This window comes from Kushneria aurantia DSM 21353, assembly GCF_000382245.1.
GTDB classification, from domain to species: domain Bacteria; phylum Pseudomonadota; class Gammaproteobacteria; order Pseudomonadales; family Halomonadaceae; genus Kushneria; species Kushneria aurantia.
The window spans coordinates 178,719-194,539 of the sequence record NZ_KB907866.1 but is presented as its reverse complement, the minus strand read 5'-3'; the positions used below and the strand labels follow the sequence as shown (position 1 = coordinate 194,539).

Genomic DNA, 15,821 nt, shown 5'->3' with positions numbered 1-15,821 from the left:
AGGATAGACCAGATTTTACGCCGAAAAGGGAGCATCATCCAGGCGCATAATCATGATTTCACGGTGATTTTTGGTTTTTCAGGACCGACGAAGTAGAACAGGTCGAAACAGAAGCGACCGCCAACAGACACAGGGATGTCATCATGAGCGAACAAAAGAACCACGCCGAGGACGACTTCGAGGGCGGCACGGAAAGCACGGAAGGCGAGACAGAAAACACGCAGGAAAAAGGCCAGGAGAACAGCGGCGAGATCGAACACGAACCGGATCATGAGCTGCCCTCTCAGGCAGCTGCGGTTCACCAGCGCCTGCGCATGGATGGTCAGAAGGAGCTCTCGCGCGACTCCATGGCGCTGCTCTGGTCGGCAATAGCGGCCGGCATTTCCATGAGCTTTTCAATGGTGGCGCGCGGCATCATGCACGCCCACGTCGGCGATATTCCTGCCGGTTTTCTGATCGAGTGCCTGGGCTACACCGTCGGCTTTATCGTCGTCATTCTGGCGCGCCAGCAGCTCTTTACCGAAAATACCGTCACCGCCGTGCTGCCCGTAATGAGCCATCCGACGCCGGGCAATTTCGCCGCCATGGGTCGCCTGTGGGGCGTAGTGCTGCTGGGCAACCTGATCGGCGCGGCACTCTCCGCCGCCACCTTTCTGCACATGCCGATGTTCGACCAGGCCACCCACGACGCCTTCCGTACCCTCGGCGAACATCTAATGGCGAAAACGCCCTTCGAAATGTTCGCCAGTGCCATTCTGGCCGGCTGGATGATCGCCACCCTGGTGTGGCTGATTCCGGCTGCCGGCGACGCCAAGGTGTGGATCATTGTTATCATCACCTACGTGATGGCGATCGGCGAGTTTGCCCACATCATCGTCGGCTCCAGCGAGATGTTCTACATGGTGTTTGCCGGCCACGCCGACTGGAACGATTTCTTTTTCGTGTTCGGTTTGCCCACCCTGGCCGGCAACGTCGTCGGCGGCACCTTCATCTTCGCCCTGATCAGCCACGCTCAGATTCGCGGTGATCTGGAAGCGCAGCGCGAACGCAAGCAGGGCCTGATCCAGCGTCGCCACCCGCTCAGGGCGACCAAACACAAGGGACAGGAGATGGCCGGCAAGCGCACGCCGCAGAGAAAGGGACGCCGCTGAGGGGTCGCGGCGTCAGGGCGCCTGTTCGTCACGCACCAGCCAGCCGTGCACCCGGCGGCGGTCAGATAAAGCGCTGCCAGCAGGTGGGCACCTCGGCGGCCTGGTGGGGCGCCATCAGAGCGAAGTCGGCGAAATCGAATCCCGGTGCCACGGTACAGCCGCAGAGGGTAAAATCACCGCGGCTTTCGGCCGCCTGCCAGCGGCCGCCGGGCACCAGCGCCTGGTAGTGGTCACAGCCGGGACCGATGGTGACGGCGTCAAAGTGGTGCCCGTCGCCGCGTATCAGCCGCAGGGGGGCACCTTCGTAGACGCACCACAGCTCGTCGTGACACACCTGGTGCAGTCGGCTCACCTCGCCGCGGCGCAGCAGAAAATAGATGTGCGTCATGGCCGCTCGTCGCTCGCCGCTGATCGGCGAGCGTACTTCGGCGTCACTGCACTGAACGCGCACGAAGTGGCCGCCCTCCGGATGGGGCTGCATCCGGTGGTGGCGAATCAGCGCCTCGCCTCGATTCATCGTCGTTATCTCCGCTGGTGGCAGTACATACGCAGATCGACTTCAATCCTTGCCCAACAGGGCGCATCGCTTTTCACAATGACGTACCATAGCGCCTGTTATTTTACCATTCGGCAGGACTCATGAAATATATCGGAGCCCACGTCAGCGCCGCAGGTGGCGTCGACAAGGCGGTCGGCCGCGCCGTCGACATCGGCGCCAACGCCTTTGCCCTGTTTACCAAAAATCAGCGCCAGTGGCAGGCCAGGCCCCTGGATGACGGGGTCATCGACGCCTTTCGACGGGCCTGCGAGGCACACGGCTTCGGTCCCGACCAGATTCTTCCCCACGACAGCTATCTGATCAACCTGGGCCACCCCGAGGCCGAAGGGCTGGCCAAATCCCGCGCCGCCTTCCTGGATGAAATGCAGCGCTGCGAACAGCTGGGGCTCACCCTGCTCAACTTTCATCCCGGCAGCCACCTGCGCAAAATCAGCGAGCGTGAGTGTCTGAAGATCATCGCCGAGTCGATCAACGACGCGCTGTCACAAACCCGCGGCGTCACCGCGGTGATCGAGAACACCGCCGGCCAGGGCAGCAATCTGGGCTATCGCTTCGAACAGCTGGCGGAGATTATCGAACAGGTCGAGGACCACTCGCGAGTGGGCGTCTGCATCGACACCTGCCACGCCTTCGCCGGCGGCTATGACCTCACCAGTCGTGAGGCGACCCGCGCGACCCTCGATGAATTCGCGCGGGTGGTGGGCATGGACTACCTGCGCGGCATGCACCTCAATGACGCCAAAAGCACGCTCGGCAGCCGCGTCGACCGCCATCACAGCCTCGGCCAGGGCAACATCGGCAGCGAGGGGTTTATCGCTATCATGCAGGATGAGCGCCTCGACGGCATTCCCATGATTCTCGAGACCGTCGAACCAGCCATCTGGGGCGAGGAGATCGCCTGGCTGCGCGCGCAGCAGCGCGCTTGAAGCGTCTCGATCACGTAAAAGGGTGCCATATGCAATCGGAAGGATTTTTCAGCTGGATCGGCGAGCGGCTGGGCGACATCATTCGCAGCCTGGTGGAATTTCTCGCCTCGATATTTGCCAACCTGTTCGGCGCCATGGATGGCTTCATCGACGGCTTGACCCGCTCGCTGGGCATCAGTCCCTCGATTTTCAGCCTTGCCGTGCTGATTATCGGCCTGCTGCTTTTGATCAGCGGCGTGCGCGCGCTGTTTCGCGGCGCCGTCATCGGCGGCCTGATCTGGCTGGTGCTGGGCCTGCTGGTGCTCTCCTGGCTGATTCCCTGACTCCTGGCTGATTCCCTGACGCGACAGCGCCACACATCCCGTGCCAACCGTATCGGTAGACCGCGCTCAAGCTTTGTCGCGCAGCGCCGATACCTGACAACATCCTCCTGAAAGCCGCGCGGTAGCGTGGCGTCCATGTCTGTGCGTACGGGAACTGTCGATGTCACTGAAAATCCGGGGAGTACTCTGCCTCGCTCTTCTCCTCTCGCTGAGCGGCTGTTTCCAGCTTCATACCGCCCAGGCGCCGATGGCGACCAGCTGGCCGCTGACCGAGCAGCGGCGTATGCAGGCCGCCCACCACTGGGACGTGCTGGCGCGCCACGAGGCGCGCGCCATCATGGCCCGTCAGCGGCTGCGCGGCAGCCCTCTCTATATCGCCGAACCGGTGCCTTCCACGCCCTTCTCGCGTGCCTTTCACCGGCTGCTGGAGAGCCAACTGGTCAACAATGGTGCACTGGTCAGCACTCAGCCCGAGGGCTCGGTGTTCGTCGACTACGACGTACAGGTCGTGGAACACCAGGATCGTGGCTTTATCCGCCGCCCGGAGGGCACCTTCACCGCTCTGGCCGCGGGCGTCACGCTGGCTTTTCAACCTATCAACCACTGGGCCGAGCCGGCGCTGGCGCTGATACCCGGCGCGGCGCTGTTCGATGCCTTCAGCGGCAACATCACCGAGGTCGGCGATACCGAAGTGATCATCACCACCCGGGCGAGCGAATACGATACCCTGCTCTTCTCATCGTCCAATATCTACTATGTCAACGACGGCGACAGCAGCCAATACGCCGTTCGTGAGCCTAATGTCGGCAATGACAACAGCGTCGAAAACCGTGGCGGGCTGAGGCTTTCAACACAATGGTAAAAATATTCAAAAAACAGTGGGCGCCCTTGATCGCCGTGCTGCTGGCCACCCTGCTGGCCGGCTGCACGCTGCTCCCCGGCAATAACGAGATAGCGCCTCAGCCCACGCTCCTGTCAGCCGTCGACGATGCCGCTGACGAACTGCTGGAGAGCGCAAGAGGCCGTCTGTCGGCCAGCGACAGCACGATCGCCACCACCTTTGTCGATATCGATCAACTCGACAGCTCCTCGACGCTGGGCCGGGCGCTGTCGGAGGCGCTCACCTCGAAACTGGTCGCGGGCGGGCTCAACGTCATGGAGGTCAAACTGCGCAGCAGTCTCTACATCGAGGAGCGTACCGGCGAGTTGATCCTGTCGCGCAACGTTCAGCAGCTGGGCAGCAACTACGACGCCACCGCCGTGCTGCTGGGCACCTATGCCGTGGGGCGCGCCGAGGTACTGGTCAACGCCCGGCTGGTGCGGCTGGCGGATCGCGCCATTCTGGGCGCCACCAGCTTCCGCATACCGCTGGACGCCAACGTGCAGTCGCTGCTGGCGACGCCATACGCCTATTGATCAACAGCGCATGCCGCCCATCCGGCGTTAAAGATCATGCAAAGAGGCCCGCCCATCCAACGATGGGCGGGCCTCTTTGGTTGCGCGGAGCGGCGGTGACGCGCCTTCAGGACTCGCTGCTCTCCACCATGGCGGAGAGACTGTCGCGGCTGCCGGACAGCTCACGGGCCAGGTTGATACCGGCAATGACCGCCTTGAGCGAGGCGCTGACGGTATCGCTGTCCTCCGCCACGCTGGCCACGCGCTGGCCGTCGACGTTGAGCTGCACGAAGGCGATGGCGTTGGCCTCACTGTCGCCGCCCAGCGAGTGCTCGCTATAGTCGATGATGCCCACCTGCTGGCCGCTGTGCTGCTGCCAGGCATTCATGAAAGCGGACATCGCACCGTTGCCCCCCGCCTCCAGAGCCAGCGCTTCGCCGTCGTCATCCAGCGTTACCGACAGCGTCTCGTTGCCGCCACGCGACAGGCGGTAGTCAACCAGCGACAGCGGCGCATCACGCGTGAAGGTCTCGAACAGCAGCCGACGAATGGCGTCACTGGAGAGCTCCCCGGAGAGTCGCTCGCTCTCGGCCTGCACGTGGGGTGCCAGCGCCAGCATCATCCAGCGCGGCAGGCTGATGCCGTAGTCGCGCTCCAGCAAGAAGGCCATGCCGCCCTTGCCCGACTGACTGTTGACGCGAATCACCGCCTGGTAGTCACGCCCGATGTCGCGCGGGTCGATGGGCAGGTAGGCGACCTGCCAGGGCTCGTCGTCGCCCTGCTTGCGCAGCGACTTGCGAATCGCATCCTGGTGGCTGCCGGAAAAAGCGGTGTAGACCATGTCGCCCACCCAGGGGTGGCGCGGATGCATGGCAATGCCCGTGCACTCGGTAACGACCTGAATGATCTCGTCCGGACGGGAAAGATCCAGCTCAGGGTCGATCCCCTGGCTATAGAGGTTCATCGCCAGGGTGACGATATCCATATTGCCGGTACGTTCGCCGTTGCCCAGCAGGGTGCCCTCGACCCGCTCGGCGCCGGCCAGCAAGGCCAGCTCGGCGGCAGCCACCGCGCCGCCGCGGTCATTATGGGTGTGTACCGAGATAATCACGCTGTCGCGGCGGCTGATGTTCTGACAGAAATACTCGATCTGGTCGGCGTGGTGATGCGGTCCCGCCACCTCCACGGTGTTGGGCAGGTTGAGGATGCACTTTTTATCCGGCGTCGGCTGCCAGACATCCATCACCGCTTCGCAGATCGCCAGCGAGAAGTCGAGTTCGGTGCTGGAGAAACTTTCCGGCGAGTACTGAAAGCGCCAGTCGACCTGCGGATAGCGCTCGGCGTGCTCCCTGACCCAGCGCGCCCCGCTGGTGGCGATATCGATAATGCCATCGCGGTCCATCTCGAATACCCGCTCGCGCTGGGTGGTCGAAGTGGAATTATAGAGATGAATAATCGCCCTTTTGACCCCCACCAGCGATGCGAAAGTCTTCTCGATCAGATGCTCGCGGCACTGCACCAGCACGGCGATGGTGACATCTTCGGGGATCTGATCCTCCTCGATCAGCCAGCGCACGAAGTCGTAGTCGGGCTGGCTCGCCGAGGGAAAACCGACCATCACCTCCTTGATACCCACCTGCACGATCTGCTTCCAGAAGCGCTTTTTCTGCGCCACGCTCATCGGCTCGAGTAGCGCCTGATTGCCATCGCGCAAATCCTCACTGACCCAGATCGGTGCGCGATCAAGATCGCGATCCGGCCACTGACGGTTAAAAGCGGGCACGCGCGGTGCCGGGCTGTATTTTTTATGATCAAAGGCGCGCTGATTGAAAGCAGTCATGGTCTACCCCGATGGACGCATAAGGGAAACGCTGAATAAATCGACGAGCGAGATGAAGCGCAAGGCGCATGGAACACAGAACACGAGACATAACATGGGGTTAGGCGAGTATTCGAGTACCACGCAACGCAGCGATTCGCTAGCGCAGGCATTTATGCAGCGTTTCCTGAGTCGTGTTTCGTGCCGAACAGGATCGGCTTGCCCCGATGCGACACAACAGCCGGATAGACTGTGCGGAGCGCGGCGACGCTCTTGTGAAGCATCGCCTCCCGCCGCTTTCGTGAAGCGGCGGTGGGTCATCGAGGCTTTGATTGCCGACCGCTACAGTGTAACGCCGCAGGCGGGGCATTTGATTGTCAATTTCGGATTATTTTCTGGTATTTTGGCAAAATAATGGCGCATATTGCTGTTAAACGGAACAGGATTGCGATAAATGACAAAGAGAGAAAATCAGTTTGCGCTCGACCGCTACGATCGACAGATTCTCGACATACTGCAGCGCGAAGGGCGGCTCAGCAATCAACATCTGGCCGAGCGCGTGGGGCTGTCGCCCTCGCCCTGCCTGCGGCGGGTACGGGCGCTGGAGGAGAGCGGGCTGATCACCGGCTACCGGGCGCTGGTCGACGCCCGGCGGCTGGGCTACCGGCTGATGGCGCTGGTGCATATTTCGATGGATCGTCACACCCCGGAACGTTTTGCCAACTTCGAAAATCAAGTGGCGGCTATCGAGCAGGTGCAGGAGTGTTTGATGATTACCGGCCAGGAAGTCGACTACCAGCTCAAGATCAGCGTCGAGGACATGGACGACTTTCAGCGTCTGCTGTTGCAGCACATCACTCCTATAGAGGGAGTGTCCGGGGTGCACTCCAATTTCGTGCTGCGCCCGGTGTTCGAAAATCGCGGTGTGCCGCTGAGCAATTGACAGTGAATATATTGCGGCGCTGGAACCCCGGGCCCGCCTCGTGTTCGAATACGCTCAACCTTTCTTTACACTATCGAATCTGAATACCAACGGACCGATGCTATCGATCCACCTACACACTGGAGATGCCATGTTCATCCGTCGCGCCCTGCTCGCCGCCCTCTTTCCCCTGCTTGCCGCTGCCGGCACCACCACCGCCCTGGCGCAGGCGCAATCCCAGCCCGGGGCGCCGTCCCAATCCCAGGCGCAGCAGCAAAACTTCGATACCCAGCAGTTTCAGAGCTGGGAAGTGCGCTGCCCGACCGGCGGCGCCACGGCACAGCAGCGCTGCACCATGAACCAGGTGGTCAACAACCCCGACAGCAATGAGCCGCTGATGCGCGTCATGGTGGGCTACCCGCCGCAGGCCGACGGCCCGGTGATGGTATTCCTGCTGCCGCTGGGCATCAGGCTGGCGCCCGGCATGCAGTTGCAGGTGGACAGCAACGAACCCACCGGCTTTCCCTTCCAGGTCTGCACACCGCAGGGCTGTCGCGCCAACCTGCCGCTCGATGCCAATATGCAGCAGCAACTGCGCGGCGGTACCCAGGCAACCATCAGCGCCATTGCCCCGGACGGCGAACGTCTCGACCTGAATCTGTCACTGATGGGCTTTACCAACGCCAGCCAGCGCATCGCTCCCTGAGGCACCGCACGGCCAGGGCCCACAGCCACGGTCGGTCGCACCTGATCGCCCCCGCTCCGGCGGGGGCGATCGTTTGCAGAGGATGGCTCAGGTCTCGGCCAGCGCCTTCTCCACTACCTCGTGCAGGTTGCGCGACAGTTTCTCGGCGCGAATGCGCTCCAGTTCCCCGCGCATCAGAGCAGCGCGCGCCTCGTCGAAGCGGCGAAAGCGCGTCAGCGGCGCGATCATACGCGCAGCGATCTCCGGATTGAGCCGGTTGAGCTCGATTACCACGTCGGCCAGCAGCCGGTAGCCCGCGCCGTCGCGGCGGTGGAAGTTGACCCGGTTGTCGCGGGTAAAGGTGCCGATCAGGGCCCGCACCCGGTTGGGATTCTTGATCGAAAACGCCGGGTGCTGCATCAGAAAGCGTACCCGCTCCAGCGCATCCGGCTGGGGCCGCGTCACCTGGGTGGCAAACCACTGATCCATTACCAGGGCGTCATGCGACCAGCGCTCGCCAAAGGCACGAATCGCCGGATCGCCCAGGTCGGCGCGGTCGGAGTGGGCCAGAAGCGTCAGCGCCGCGCGCACGTCGGTCATGTTGTCATCGGCCTCGAACTGCGCTTTCGCCATGGCCAGCGTCTCCGGCTCGCCGCTCGCGGTCAGATAGGAGAGCGCGATATTTTTCAGACTGCGCGCGGCGATCTGTTCGGGAGTGGGGGCATAACCCGCGGTCGACTGATTGGCGTGATAGACACGCTCAAAGTCGGCATAGAGGCTGTCGGCGAGCTGTTCGATGGCAGCGCGCCGCGCCGCGTGAATGGCATCGACATCGACCTGCGACTGCTGCTCGGCAATCCACGCCTCGCTCGGCAGGCGCAGCATTTCCGCCAGTACCGCGCGGTCATCGGCAGGCTGATTGAGCAGATAACGAAAGGCATCGATCAGCCGCGCATCGAGGTGCATCGTCTCGCCGGCCGCGTGGGCCGTCATCATCTCCTCGATGGCGGTCAGCGCCAGCCGCTGGGTCGCATCCCAGCGGTTGAAACCGTCTTCATCAAAGCGCATCAGATGCGCCAGTTCATCCCGCGACCAGGGGTAGTCAAGGCGCACCGGCGCCGAAAAGCCGCGCAGCAGCGAGGGCACCGGTGCCCGTTCGATACCCTCGAAGGTCCACTGCTGCTCGGCCTCGGTGAGGTGCAGCACGGTATCGGTGCCCGGGGTTTCGCCATCGACGCTTAGCGTCAGCGGCGTACCATCGTCACCGAGCAGCCCCATACGCAGCGGAATGTGCAGGGGCAGCTTGTCGGGCTGACCCGGCGTCGGCGGAGTGTGCTGCCGCACGGTGAGCGTGAAGCGCTGGCCGGCCTCGTCATATTCGCCCCGGCAGTCGAGCTGCGGCGTGCCGGCCTGGGAATACCAGCGCATGAACAGACCGAGATCGAGCCCGGAGACCTCGGCCATGACGTCAACGAAATCCTCCACTCGCACCGCCTGGCCGTCGAAGCGCTCGAAGTAGCGATCGCTGCCACGGCGGAAGGTCTCCGCGCCGATCAGATTGCGCAGCATGCGCACGATCTCGGCACCCTTTTCGTAGATGGTCAGGGTGTAGAAGTTGGAGATCTCGATGAAGTGATCGGGACGCACCGGATGCGCGGTGGGGCCGGCATCCTCGGCAAACTGCAGGGTACGCAACAGCGCTACGTCCTCGATGCGCTTGACCGGCGCCGAATTGGTATCGGCGGAGAAGGTCTGGTCGCGAAAGACGGTGAACCCCTCCTTGAGCGCCAGCTGAAACCAGTCGCGGCAGGTCACCCGGTTGCCCGACCAGTTATGAAAGTACTCGTGGGCCACGATACCCTCGATACGCTGGAAGGCGGCGTCGGTGGTGGTCTGCGGATTGGCGAGCACGGCGGCGCTGTTGAAGATGTTGAGCCCCTTGTTCTCCATCGCTCCCATATTGAAGTCGTTGACCGCCACGATCATGAACAGATCGAGATCGTATTCCCGCCCGTAGCTTTGTTCATCCCAGCGCATGGCGCGCTTGAGCGACGCCATCGCCCACTCGGTCTTGTGCAGGTTCTCCTCCTCGACCCACAGCTCCAGCGCCACCTCGCGGCCGCTCGCCGTGGTGAAACTGTCACGCACGCAGTCCAGCTTTCCCGCCACCAGCGCGAACAGATAGGCGGGCTTGGGGTGCGGATCCTGCCAGCTGACAAAGTGGCGGTTACCGGGCAGCTCGCCGCGCTCGACCGGATTGCCGTTGGAGAGCAGCACCGGTTCGCGGTCGCGGTCGCCGATCACGGTGGTGGTAAAGGGGGCCAGCACGTCGGGGCGGTCGGGGTACCAGGTAATGCGGCGAAAGCCCTCCGGCTCACACTGGGTGCAAAAGATCGGCCCGGAGACATAAAGCCCCTCCAGCGCAGTGTTGGCGGCCGGCTCGATCACGACTTCGGTATCGAGCAGAAAGCGCTCCGGCACGCGCTCGACGGTAAGCGTTTCCCCTTCGATACGATACTCGCTCTCCAGCAGCGGCTGGCCGTCGATGGCGATACGCTCGAGTCCCAGCTCGCAGCCCCAAAGTACCAGCGGCGCCTGCGCCTCGGCCTCGGGATGACGCTGCAGATGCAGGCGTGCGCGTACCCGGGTCGCCTTCTCGTTGAGATCGAAGGTCAGTTCGGTGCGTTCGAGGCGGTAGGCGGGCGGCTGGTAGTCGTGCAGATAGATCGCTTGCGGCTCGGCCATGGAGGCTCCGATTCAGAGTAAGTAGACAGCAGAACTTTTGATATGGGCCAGTTTACGCGGGCTCAAAGGGTATCTGCCAGGAGAGGACGAAAAGCCGCGACTCAGACTGAAGAGGACGGCACCGGGCGCGTCACGATCCAGGCGCCGATCGCCACCAGCAAAAGGCAGATCAAAAGGCGCAGCCACAGAGCGTCGAGGGCAAACCATACCAGCGCAGCACTGAGGGCGAGCGCCAGCGCCGCCACCCTCTTGGCGCGCGGTGCGATGGCGCGCTCGCGCTCCCAGCTGCGAATCGCCGGGCCGGCAATGCGGTGACGGCGAATCCAGCCGGCAAAGCGCGGTGAACCTTTCGATGCCAGTGCCACCGCGGCCAGCATGAGCGGCGTGGTGGGCAGTAGCGGCAGCACCACGCCGGCCAGACCCAGCGCAAAGCACAGTGCCGCCAGCGCCATCCAGCAGTAGCGCATAAAGGTCATCTCCTCACATGGACCGCAGGCACTGCCTCTGCTCGAGCGGGCGTCACTATTCCCCGTCATCCGGGGTAGCCGTCGCATCGCCACGCTGCCAGCGACGGGTCGGCCGTGGCCGACTGGCCACAAAGGCGCCCACGGCCACCAGCACCGCGGCCAGCAGCCAGAACACCCAGCTAAAGCCGGTATGAATCCAGATGACCCAGCCACTCAACACCATCATCGACAGCGACACTATCTTGGCCGGCAGGGCGATAGCGCGCTCCTTTTCCCACGCGCTGATAAGCGGACCGGCGAGTCGATTGCGGCGAATCCAGCGCTCAAAGCGCTTTGAGCCCTTCGAGGCGCAGATCACCGCCAGCAGCATGAAGTCGGTCGCCGGCAATAGCGGCAGGAAAATACCCACCACGCCGATGCCAAAGCAGAGCGCCGCCAGTGCGATCCAAAAACCGCGTCGCAGGCGGCGGGGCGGCGCATTGCGGGAAGGAGGCTGCGACATCGATCATTTCCAACGGCAAGGGAAAGTACGATGGTAGCGCCGCGGTAGCCGACAACCAACCGCCTGGCACAAAGTGCCGCATCACGGTTTCAGTTGTCGGATGCGGCGGTCTGTCCCAAAGGCCGAATCATGCGCCAGGCGGCGCAGCCGTCGTGGTAGTAATCATCCAGCCAGCGCTGCATCTCATAACCCATGCGCCGGTACAGGGCGATCGCCTCGCGATTGTCGGCGCGCACCTCCAGATAGAGGTGATCGCAGTCGCGTGCCAGCGCCGTCATTTCCAGCGCCAGCAGAAGCCGTTGCCCCAGCCCAAGGCCGCGCGCCTCGGGATGCAGGCAGAAGGAGTAAAGACGCGCGCGATGCTCGTTGCGGCGAAAAAGCAGCGTACCGTAACCCTTGAGCTCATCGCTTTCATCGACCAGCAGCCGCGTTTCGGCGTTGGCTTTGGTGACCAGATACTTCAGCTGGGAGGCACTGAAGCTGTCTTCATCGTCACCGAAGCAGGCACGCTCGAGTTCATCGAGCGCCTCCACATCGGCTCCGTCGGCAGCGCGCAGCCTGAATGCCATCGTGGTTGCTCCCCCTGTCAATCCCTGCATTTTTCATGTTATCACTGCACGGCGCTATAGCGCCCACCTTCCGGAGAACCGCATGTCCCGCCTACGCATTGTCGTCGACCAGCCCGAAGACTGGCGCCCCTATTATCCCAGCGACGATCTGATCAGCGCCGACGACTTCCTCGCCCTTGACGAGGACCCGGCACGCGACCGCGCCACTCATGTCATCAATCTGTGCAGCGGCCTCGACTATCTGGAAACCGGCTATTACGTCTCACTGCTGGCTCAGGCGCGCGGCCAGCGGGTGCAGCCCGATGTCGAGACACTCAACCAGCTGGGGCGCAAGGCGCTGATCGACCTGCAGCTGGCGGGGCTCAACGACACTATGGCAGAGCTGGACCGACGCGGCGCGCTAACCGGTGAAAAACTGACCCTGCGGCTTTTTTTCGGCGATACCGAAAGCGAGACGCTGGCGCGGCTGGGGCGCCGCCTGTTCGAGAAGCTGCCCTGCCCCATCATGGAGGCAAAGCTGGTCAAACGCCACGGCGAGTGGCGCCTTGCAAGCCTGCGCCCACGGGCGTTGAAGGATATCAACGCCAACGAAGAGGAGCGCTTCGCGCGCGCCCTCAATCGTCACTCCCGCCAGGTGTGGCGCACTCCGACGGCGCGGCGGCGCTATCGCTTCGAACTGGCGATTCTCGTCGACCCGCAGGAGAGCCTGCCGCCCAGTAACAAGAGCGCCCTCAGGGAATTCATTCGTGCCGGCCGCTCAATGGGGATCGACGTCAGCCTGATCACCCGGCGCGACGAGGGGCGACTGGCGGAGTTCGACGCGCTGTTCATCCGCGAGACCACTCAGCTGGATCATCACACCTGGCGCATGGCGCGCCGCGCTGAACACGAAGGACTGGTGGTCATCGACGATCCGCGCTCGATTCTGCGCTGCACCAACAAGGTGTATCTGCACGCCCTGCTGCGCGCTCGCGGTATCCCGGCGCCGAACGGGCATCTGCTCAATCGCGGCGATCTCAAACGCCTCGATAGCCTCGCCGCTACGCTCAGTTTTCCGCAGGTACTGAAAGTGCCCGATGGCGCCTTTTCACGCGGCGTAGTCCGTATCGACTCTCGCGAGCAGCTCGACCAGCAGGCACGACGGCTATTCAAGGACTCGGCGCTTTTGCTGCTGCAGGAGTGGATGCCCACCGAATACGACTGGCGCATCGGCATTCTCGACGGCCAGGTGCTGTTTGCCAGCCGCTACTATATGGCACGCGGCCACTGGCAGATCTATGACCACAGCGGTGGCCGCGTGCGCAGCGGCGGCTTCGATACCATCGACCCGGCACAGGCGCCGGAGAAGGTTATCAAAGCGGCGCTGCGCGCCACCAAACTGATCGGTCGCGGCCTCTACGGGGTGGATCTCAAGCAGAGCGGTGACCGGGTCGTGGTCATTGAGGTCAACGACAATCCCAATCTGGATGCCGGCGTCGAGGACGTCGTGCTGGGGCGCGAGCTCTATCGCCGGGTGATGGGCTGGTTTCTGGCGCAGATGGAGCAGCAGCACCGGCCGGTACGCACGGCGACGGGGGAGTGAGCCGCCGCTACAGCAGCGCCCGCTGGCCGGGCGCCGCCTCGGCGCCGCTCGCCAGCCGTAAACGAATGCCGTAGCCGGCGTACTTGCGCAGGTTGATTACGCCGCTGTCCAGCAGCAGATACTGCCCCTTGATGGCCATCAACCGCCCCTCGATCGAGGCCTCGCGGTCAAGATTGCGGGCACGCACCCGCTCGGGCCAGGCCAGCGCCGGATATTCGAAGGCAAAAGGCCGCGCCCCGGCACAGGGCGTGACGCTACCGGCGCCGAAGTGCTGGTGAAGCGCTTCGAGACCTGCAGCAAGGCGCTCGAAAAGACACTCACGCAGGGCGACGAGATCAACCGGCGCCGGCGGCCCCTTGAGCATGCGCTGCCAACTGGTGCGATCACTGATCTGCTCGCGAAACAGCGCCTCGACAAAGCCCGCCTGGCGACGGCTGGCCACTTCGAGAATCGCCAGCCCCTGGCTGGCACCCTGGTTCAACCAGCGCCCCGGCAGATTGCCGGCGCGGGTGATCCCGACCTTGGGCGCCGAAGCATTGGCGAGATAAACCAGATGGGGCGAGAAGCAGAAGCGCTCACCCCACTGCGGCTCACGGCAGGTCCCTTCGAAATAGTGGCAGCGCTCCGGGCTGACCATACAGAAATCGCAGCGGGCGAGGCTGAAAAAACAGCGCCGGCAGTAGCCACGGCCAAAACTTTCGAGAGTGGCAGTGCCGCAGTTGAGACACTGAATATCGCCTGTCGCAGACAGAGAGAGGGTGGCGCCCAACCAGTGATTGAGCGGCAGCGTCTGCCCGCCGAGCTGCAGCCGATAGTGCGCCCGACCGCTCTCGTCGGCCTCGACCGCCATCGGCGTCAGCACACCCTCCAGCTGCGCTTCATGGGCAGCGTTGGAAGAAGACACCACTCAGTTGAGCCAGCGAATGGTGTCGCCGGTAGCTTCACCGTTACGGTCACTGCCGCAGCCGTGGCGATCAATATGGCCGATGCGCGCCTCGACCGGTACGTCATGCTCGACCTCGAAACGGATGACCGCCTCCAGACAGAGTTCGCGCTGCTCTGCCGTCAGGGTCCGGCCGTCGGGCCATTTTCCCAGCTCGATGCCGCGCTTGAGCGCTTCATACATCTGCGGGCTCATCTGATTGATCATGCGCTCGAAGGTCATATCGCTCATGGCAGCCTCTCCCTTGAGTGAATTCCGCTTGAGTGGATTCGGCAGGCGTTTATATCGAACCCCGGCGCACCGGGCGGCGTGACGCCAGCGCACCGGCAATCAGCCCCAGCAGCAGACCGCCGAGGTGCGCTTCATTGGCGATATTGCCAAAGCCGATCCAATCGGCCAGCGGTGTCATGCACAGCACCAGCCAGCCGATCATGAAGATCACCAGCATCTGCGGAAAGCTGAAACCGCTGTCGGGCACCAGCCGAGCGTAGAGCCAGACGAAACCCACCAGCGCATAGACCACGCCCGACATACCGCCGAACAGTACGGTACCGGTGGCGTACTGTGCCAGATTGGAGACCACCATGGCGATCAACAGCAGCGCCAGCAGCCGCATGCGCCCCTGAAGCACCTCGACCTGTCGGCCAAAAAACCACAGCCATAGCAGGTTGAAAATCAGATGCATGGGGCTGAAGTGCAAAAAGGCGGGAGAGAAAAGGCGCCAGATCTGACCGTGGCGCAGCGCCTCGGCCAGGGTGCCGGCGTAGAGCTGCTCGCCCTGGAGGCTGAAGGGTACGATCGCCAGCCATGACAGGGTGCCGAGATCGGAAAGCAGCTGCAGACCGTAGACCGCCACGCAGAGCGCAACCAGCGCGGCCGTCACGGGGGCCGCGGCCAGCGCCCCGCCCACCGAACCGCTGCGCGCCACGCCCTTTGCGTCGCTTTCCAGCGCCAGCGACTCGCCGCGCTGCCACCGCGCTACCAGCCGGTGGGCGGCCTCCAGTTGGGCATCGTCGATCAACCATAGAATCTGATCGCCGTCGCGATACTCGAAATGATGACCGATACGATGGGCCCAGAGTGCGCGCCGCAGCGCGTCGAGGTCGGTGTCGGCGGAAAAACGTAGCGCCTGCGGCATACCGGCTCCCATGGCAACGGAGGCTGTCAGCCAGTGTGAATGACGGTTCCGGCACGCGCCGGAAAAGTGCTCAACAGGGTAGCCGACATCGGCAG

At 63.3% G+C, this 15,821-nt stretch carries 18 protein-coding genes; 9 read left to right on the top strand and 9 right to left on the bottom strand.

All coding sequences use genetic code 11. From position 1 onward, the window contains the following. Positions 1 to 143: 143 nt before the first annotated feature. Entirely contained in the window at positions 144 to 1,151 is a 1,008-nt protein-coding gene (locus H146_RS0105890; RefSeq protein ID WP_019950939.1) for a formate/nitrite transporter family protein, read from the top strand. Between the two features lie 61 nt (positions 1,152 to 1,212). Here the strand turns inward: H146_RS0105890 and H146_RS18585 are convergent, their stop codons facing one another. Further along, complete coding sequence (locus tag H146_RS18585; protein ID WP_019950938.1) at positions 1,213 to 1,668, bottom strand: cupin domain-containing protein; 456 nt, start codon at positions 1,666 to 1,668, stop codon at positions 1,213 to 1,215. 122 nt (positions 1,669 to 1,790) lie between these two features. Here H146_RS18585 and nfo point away from each other — a divergent pair, with 122 nt between their 5' ends. From nfo to H146_RS0105865, 4 genes are all read left to right on the top strand, one after another. Next, complete coding sequence (nfo, locus tag H146_RS0105880) at positions 1,791 to 2,636, top strand: deoxyribonuclease IV (protein WP_019950937.1); 846 nt, start codon at positions 1,791 to 1,793, stop codon at positions 2,634 to 2,636. A gap of 29 nt (positions 2,637 to 2,665) precedes the next feature. Then, the gene (locus H146_RS0105875) at positions 2,666 to 2,959 is read left to right on the top strand and encodes a hypothetical protein (RefSeq protein ID WP_019950936.1); all 294 of its coding nucleotides are present in this window, start codon (positions 2,666 to 2,668) and stop codon (positions 2,957 to 2,959) included. Between the two features lie 160 nt (positions 2,960 to 3,119). Beyond that, a complete protein-coding gene (locus H146_RS0105870) occupies positions 3,120 to 3,821 on the top strand; it encodes a hypothetical protein (RefSeq protein ID WP_019950935.1) in 702 nt (233 codons plus the stop codon). After that, positions 3,815 to 4,375, top strand: a complete 561-nt coding sequence (locus H146_RS0105865; protein WP_019950934.1) for a FlgO family outer membrane protein — start codon at positions 3,815 to 3,817, stop codon at positions 4,373 to 4,375. The genes H146_RS0105870 and H146_RS0105865 overlap by 7 nt, the downstream gene beginning before the upstream one ends. 106 nt (positions 4,376 to 4,481) lie before the next feature. On the opposite strand, the gene H146_RS0105860 is transcribed toward H146_RS0105865, so the two are convergent. Then, positions 4,482 to 6,194, bottom strand: coding sequence for a 2-isopropylmalate synthase (locus H146_RS0105860; protein ID WP_019950933.1), 1,713 nt, complete (start codon positions 6,192 to 6,194; stop codon positions 4,482 to 4,484). Between H146_RS0105860 and H146_RS21835 the strand changes: the two genes are divergently transcribed. The 3 genes from H146_RS21835 (at position 6,193) to H146_RS0105850 (ending at position 7,801) form a co-directional block, all read left to right on the top strand. After that, positions 6,193 to 6,588 (top strand): hypothetical protein, encoded by a 396-nt coding sequence (locus H146_RS21835; RefSeq protein ID WP_211213292.1) that lies wholly within the window; start codon positions 6,193 to 6,195, stop codon positions 6,586 to 6,588. The two genes, H146_RS0105860 and H146_RS21835, sit on opposite strands and share 2 nt — an antisense overlap. Before the next feature lie 39 nt (positions 6,589 to 6,627). Beyond that, positions 6,628 to 7,116, top strand: coding sequence for an Lrp/AsnC family transcriptional regulator (locus H146_RS0105855; RefSeq protein ID WP_019950932.1), 489 nt, complete (start codon positions 6,628 to 6,630; stop codon positions 7,114 to 7,116). Between the two features lie 130 nt (positions 7,117 to 7,246). Continuing rightward, positions 7,247 to 7,801 carry an invasion associated locus B family protein gene (locus tag H146_RS0105850; RefSeq protein WP_019950931.1) on the top strand — a complete coding sequence of 185 codons (555 nt, stop codon included), beginning with the start codon at positions 7,247 to 7,249 and terminating at the stop codon, positions 7,799 to 7,801. A gap of 87 nt (positions 7,802 to 7,888) precedes the next feature. Here the strand turns inward: H146_RS0105850 and pepN are convergent, their stop codons facing one another. The 4 genes from pepN to H146_RS0105830 form a co-directional block, all read right to left on the bottom strand. Next, positions 7,889 to 10,525, bottom strand: a complete 2,637-nt coding sequence (pepN, locus tag H146_RS0105845; protein ID WP_019950930.1) for an aminopeptidase N — start codon at positions 10,523 to 10,525, stop codon at positions 7,889 to 7,891. 101 nt (positions 10,526 to 10,626) lie between these two features. Then, positions 10,627 to 10,992, bottom strand: coding sequence for a YbaN family protein (locus tag H146_RS0105840; protein WP_245558693.1), 366 nt, complete (start codon positions 10,990 to 10,992; stop codon positions 10,627 to 10,629). A gap of 55 nt (positions 10,993 to 11,047) precedes the next feature. Continuing rightward, complete coding sequence (locus H146_RS18580) at positions 11,048 to 11,494, bottom strand: YbaN family protein (protein ID WP_019950928.1); 447 nt, start codon at positions 11,492 to 11,494, stop codon at positions 11,048 to 11,050. A gap of 89 nt (positions 11,495 to 11,583) precedes the next feature. Beyond that, a complete protein-coding gene (locus H146_RS0105830) occupies positions 11,584 to 12,063 on the bottom strand; it encodes a GNAT family N-acetyltransferase (protein WP_019950927.1) in 480 nt (159 codons plus the stop codon). Between the two features lie 82 nt (positions 12,064 to 12,145). Between H146_RS0105830 and H146_RS0105825 the strand changes: the two genes are divergently transcribed. Then, the gene (locus H146_RS0105825) at positions 12,146 to 13,645 is read left to right on the top strand and encodes a RimK family alpha-L-glutamate ligase (protein ID WP_019950926.1); all 1,500 of its coding nucleotides are present in this window, start codon (positions 12,146 to 12,148) and stop codon (positions 13,643 to 13,645) included. A 7-nt stretch (positions 13,646 to 13,652) separates the two neighbouring features. Here the strand turns inward: H146_RS0105825 and H146_RS0105820 are convergent, their stop codons facing one another. Genes H146_RS0105820 through H146_RS0105810 form a run of 3 tightly spaced genes read right to left on the bottom strand, consistent with a single transcriptional unit; the run spans position 13,653 to position 15,726 of the window. Next, a complete protein-coding gene (locus H146_RS0105820; RefSeq protein ID WP_019950925.1) occupies positions 13,653 to 14,552 on the bottom strand; it encodes a DUF2797 domain-containing protein in 900 nt (299 codons plus the stop codon). After that, entirely contained in the window at positions 14,553 to 14,819 is a 267-nt protein-coding gene (locus tag H146_RS0105815; RefSeq protein ID WP_019950924.1) for a YeaC family protein, read from the bottom strand. 49 nt (positions 14,820 to 14,868) lie between these two features. After that, positions 14,869 to 15,726, bottom strand: a complete 858-nt coding sequence (locus H146_RS0105810; protein WP_019950923.1) for a rhomboid family intramembrane serine protease — start codon at positions 15,724 to 15,726, stop codon at positions 14,869 to 14,871. Positions 15,727 to 15,821: the final 95 nt, after the last annotated feature.